This is a genomic window from Azospirillum formosense (assembly GCF_013340925.1).
GTDB lineage: Bacteria > Pseudomonadota > Alphaproteobacteria > Azospirillales > Azospirillaceae > Azospirillum > Azospirillum formosense.
This window is the reverse complement of sequence record NZ_WHOR01000354.1, coordinates 1-4714: the sequence shown is the minus strand read 5'-3', so window position 1 is coordinate 4714 and position 4714 is coordinate 1. Positions and strand designations below refer to the sequence as shown.

Sequence of the window (4714 nt, the reverse complement as noted above, 5' to 3'; positions counted from 1 at the left end):
CGATGTGTATAAGAGCCAGACCATGGCGTCCCCGGCGCCGACCGTGCTGGCGACCTCGACGGGCGGCGGCACGGCGAGGAGGGCGCGGCCACCCTCCACGAAGACGGCGCCCTCGGCCCCCAACGACACGACGACCAGCGCGATGCCGGACTCCGACAACTCGCGGGCGGCGCGCACCACCTCGGCCCGATCCTTCAGCGGGCGGCCCAGCAATTCGGCCAGTTCCGCCGCATTCGGCTTCACCATGTCGGGGCGGGCGGCCACGGCGTGGCGCAGCGGCGGACCGCTGGCATCCACCACCACGAAGGCGCCGCGCCGGTGCAGGGCGGTGACCATCTCGGCGTAAGCGGTGTCCGGCACGCCCGCCGGGACGCTGCCCGACAGGACGAAGGTCCGGTTGGCGGCGGTGAGGTCGTCCACCGCGGTCAGCAACCCCCGCCAGCTTTCCGCCGGGACATGCAGGCCCGGCAGGTTGATGTCGGTGACGGAACGGCCCTCGCGGTCCACCAGCTTGATGTTCACCCGGCTGCGGCCCGGCAGACGCAGGCAGCGGTCGCGGATGCCGCGGCGGCGGAACAGCGCGTCGAACACGGCCGTGTTCTCCTCGCCGAGGAAGCCGGTGGCGGTCACCGGAACGGAGCCGCCCGCCAAGGACGCCCCGGCCAGGAAGGCGGCGACGTTGATGCCCTTGCCGCCTGCGGTCCGCGTCTCGGCGACCGCGCGGTTGACCGCTCCGGCGGCGAACCCCGGCACGTCGAGCGTCTGGTCGATGGCGGCGTTCAGCGTCACGGTGACGACGCCGGGGCATGGGGCGGACGGTGCGCTCATGACACGCCTCCGGCGTCGGCGAAACGTTGACGGACCAGAGCCCTTACCTCCGCCGCGTCGGCGCAGTCCAGCGCCTCGCGGGCGGTGCGTTCGGCGTCGGCCATGGCGATGGCGCGCAGCCGCGCCTTGACGGAGGGAATGGCGGGAATGGCCACGCTCAGCTCGGTGACGCCCAATCCGGACAGCAGCACCGCCCCCGCCGGGTCGCCGGCCACCCCGCCGCAGGCGCCGACCCAGATTCCGGCGCGGCGGGCGGCGTCCACCGTGCGCTCCACCATGCGCAGGACGGCGGGGTGCAGCCCGTCCGCCTGCGGCGCCAGGACCGGGTGCAGCCGGTCCATCGCCAGCACATACTGGGTCAGGTCGTTGGTGCCGATGGAGAAGAAGGACACCTCCCGGGCCAGCCGGTCGGCCATCATCACGGCGGACGGCACCTCGATCATGATGCCAAGCTCGACCGGCGGCACGTTCAGCTCCCGCCGCACCGCCTCGGTGATCGCCTTGGCGCGCTCCAGCTCCGCGGGCGCGGCGATCATCGGGTACATGATGCGCACCGGCCCCTCCACCGAGGCGCGCAGCATGGCGCGGAGCTGGGTGCGGAACAGGTCCTCCCGCTCGAAGCACAGGCGGATGCCGCGCACGCCGAGGAAGGGGTTGCCCTCCGCCGGCATGCGCAGGTAGGGGACGTTCTTGTCGCCGCCGATGTCCAGCGTGCGCAGGATGATCGGCAGCCCGTTCATCGCCCGCACCATGGTCCGGTAGGCGGCGAACTGCTCCTCCTCGTCCGGCGGCAGGTCGCGCTGAAGGAACAGGAACTCCGTGCGCATCAGCCCGACGCCCTCGCCGCCCGCCTCGACGGCCTGCACCGCCTCCGCCGGGTCGGAGATGTTGGCGGCGACCTCGACGCGCCGTCCGTCCGTGGTGATGGCCGGCTTGTAGCGGTCGAGCCGCTCGGCCTCCCGCCGCTCGCCCACCTTGACCCGGGCCTCGGCCGCGCGGTCGCGGTCGCGGTCGCTGGGGTCGGCGACCAGAACGCCGCCGTCGCCGTCGAGGATCGCCGCCCGCCCGTTCTCCAGATCCAGCACCGGCGGCCCGGCGGCGACCACCGCGGGGATGTCGAGCGAACGCGCGATGATCGCCGTGTGGGAAGTGGCGCCGCCCCCCGCCGTGCACAGCCCCAGCACCTTGGCCGGGTCGAGCTTCGCCGTGTCGGACGGCTCCAGGTCCTCGGCCAGCAGGATGACGGGGTGGTCCGGCAGTGCCGCCACGCTTTCCGTCACCACGGCGAGCAGGCGCAGCACCCGGCGCCCGACGTCGCGGAGGTCGGCGGCCCGCCCGGCCAGCAGCGGGTCGGCGAGCTGGGCCAGCGTGCCGGCGCGCTCCTCGTAGACCGCGCGCCACGCCCAGCCGGCGCTCTTGCCCCGGTCGATCAGGGCGTGGGCCTCCGCGACCATCTCGGGGTCGTCGAGAAGCTCCTGATGCGCCTTGAAGATGGCCGCCTTGGCGGCGCCGGCCTTCTTCCAGAACGCCTCGTGCAGGTTGCGCAGATCGGCGGCGGCGGCGGCGAGCGCTTGGTCCAACCGACGGTGCTGGGGCTCGGGATCGGGGGCGGTCTCGGCGACCGTCAGCTCCTCGCGCTGGAACTTCCAGACCGGGCCGGTGGAGACGCCGGGGGAGGCGGAGATGCCGGCGATCACCCGCCCGTCATAGTCGAGGTCGGTCGGGACCGCCCGTGGAATTGCCTCCTCCGCAGGCGCTGTCGCAATGACAGGTTCATCCAACCCCGCGTCAAAGGCGGCGCGGATGGCCTGGAGCGCCGCCGCCGCGTCCTCGCCCGACGCGGTGACGGTCAGCGGCTGGCCGCCCGAGGCGCCGAGCCGCAGCAGGGAAATCAGGCTCTTGGCGTTGGCTGTGATGCCGTCGTGCCGGACGGCGATCTCCGCGCGGAAGCGCTTGGCGACCTCGACCAGCGCCGTTGCCGGGCGGGCGTGCAGCCCGTGGGGCGACGGGGCGGTGACCGCTATGGCGTCTCCGTCGATGGGAACCGCGACCGACTCACTCACGGGTGATGCGGGCACGGTTGATGCGGGCGCCTCTCCGTTCAGCACGGCCATGATGGCGCGCGGATCGCTCGTGCCGCCCAGCCGTTCGGCCTCCGCGGGATCGCCCAGCACGCCGGTCAGCCGTTGCAGGACGGCGATGTGCTCGTCCGACTTGGCGGCGATGCCGACGACCAGCCGCGCCGGCTCCCCGCCGCCCCAATCGACGCCCTGGGGGAACTGGACGACCACCACGCCGGTCCGCCGCACCAGATCGCGCGCCTCGGGAAGCCCGTGGGGAATGGCGATGCCGCTGCCGAGATAGGTGCCGGACACCGCCTCGCGGCCCAGCATGCTGTCGATGTAGCCGGGGTCGATCAGACCGCTGTCGACCATCGCCCGCCCGGCGATGCGGATGGCCTCCGTCTTGTCCGGCGCCGAGAGCCCAAGGCGCACCTGCGATTCGGAGACCTGAAGCATCGCCCGTCCTCCCCTCGGCACGGAGTCCGTGCGCGGGGCCGGACTCCTCCTTGGAGGAGAACAACGCGCCAGTGGCAGCGGCGTTCCGGGACGGATCAGCGCGGGGCGCCGCCGCGCGTTTGGGCCAGCATGCCGGTGACGCGGGCGACCAGCACCGTGGTCTCGAAAGGCTTCTGGAGCACCTCGCAGCCCGGCTCCAGGATGCCGGTGCCGAGCGTGGCGTCGTAGGCGTAGCCGGTCATGAACAGCACGCCCAGCTCCGGCCGCCGCTCATGCACCGCCTCGGCCAGCTGCCGGCCGTTCATGCCGGGGAGCCCCACGTCGGTCACCACCAGATCGGCGCGCAGGCCGCCGTCCAACAGTTCCAACGCCTCCGCCCCGTCCGACGCCTCGACGACGTCCAGCCCGGCGTCCTCCAGAGCCTGCACCGCGACCATGCGGACCAGCGCCTCGTCCTCGACCAGCAACACGGTTCCGGCGGTGTTGTCCGCCACGCCATCCTCCGCACCGTTGGCGGCGGGCGCCGCGGCGGCCCCGGTCGGCAGGCCGGCGCCCTCCTCCCCGTCGCAGCGCGGCAGGTAGAGGCGCACGGCGGTGCCCCGCCCAGATTCGCTGTCGATGCGCACCAGCCCGCGGGACTGGCTGACGAAGCCATAGACCTGCGACAGCCCGAGCCCGGTCCCCTGCCCGATCGGCTTTGTGGTGAAGAAGGGGTCGAAGGCGCGCTTGATGACGTCGGGCGGCATGCCCATGCCGGTGTCGGCGACGGTCAGGACGACGTAGTCTCCGGGCGCCGCGCCGGAGGCGTCGTCCGCCACATCGGCCGCCGTCAGATGGGCGTTGGCGGCGGTGATGGTGATGCGCCCGCCATCCGGCATGGCGTCGCGGGCGTTCACCACCAGATTCAGCAGGGCGATCTCCAGCTGGTTGGAATCGCACCAGGCCGCCCAGACGTCCGGCGGGCAGTCGGTCGCGATGGACACCTGCTCCCCCACCGTGCGGCGCAACAGATCCTCCATTCCCTGGACCAGCACGCAGGGCTCCGTCGCGTCGGGGCGCAGCGGCTGCCGCCGGGCGAAGGCGAGCAAGCGCTGCGTCAGCCCGGCGGCGCGGGTCGCCCCGACCTTGGCGTGGGTGGCATAGTCGCGCAGATCCGCCCGCTCCGCGGTGTCCAGCCGGGACAGCAACAGGTCCAGATTGCCGGAGATCGCCGTCAGCAGGTTGTTGAAGTCGTGGGCGATGCCGCCGGTGAGCTGGCCCAGCGCGTCCATCTTCTGGGAATGGCGCAGGGCTTCCTCCGCCCGCTCGCGCTCGGCCTCGGCGCGCAGGCGTGCGGAGACGTCGACCACGGCGGCCATGGTGCGCAG

3 protein-coding genes are annotated in these 4714 nt (G+C 73.1%); all 3 read right to left on the bottom strand.

The features are described from left to right. The coding region (locus GBZ26_RS26965) for a 1-phosphofructokinase family hexose kinase (protein WP_174441461.1) at nucleotides 1-828 on the bottom strand (828 nt) is incomplete at its 3' end. After that, nucleotides 825-3347 (bottom strand): phosphoenolpyruvate--protein phosphotransferase, encoded by a 2523-nt coding sequence (gene ptsP / locus GBZ26_RS26960; protein WP_174441460.1) that lies wholly within the window; start codon nucleotides 3345-3347, stop codon nucleotides 825-827. The genes GBZ26_RS26965 and ptsP, both read right to left, overlap by 4 nt. 95 nt (nucleotides 3348-3442) lie before the next feature. Then, nucleotides 3443-4714: ATP-binding protein (locus GBZ26_RS26955; RefSeq protein ID WP_174441459.1), on the bottom strand; the 1272-nt coding region annotated here is incomplete at its 5' end.

What these genes read in the sequence shown, in the direction of transcription:
- ptsP (WP_174441460.1), bottom strand. Translation starts at nt 3,347, where the DNA reads ATGCTTCAGGTCTCCGAATCGCAGGTGCGCCTTGGGCTCTCGGCGCCG.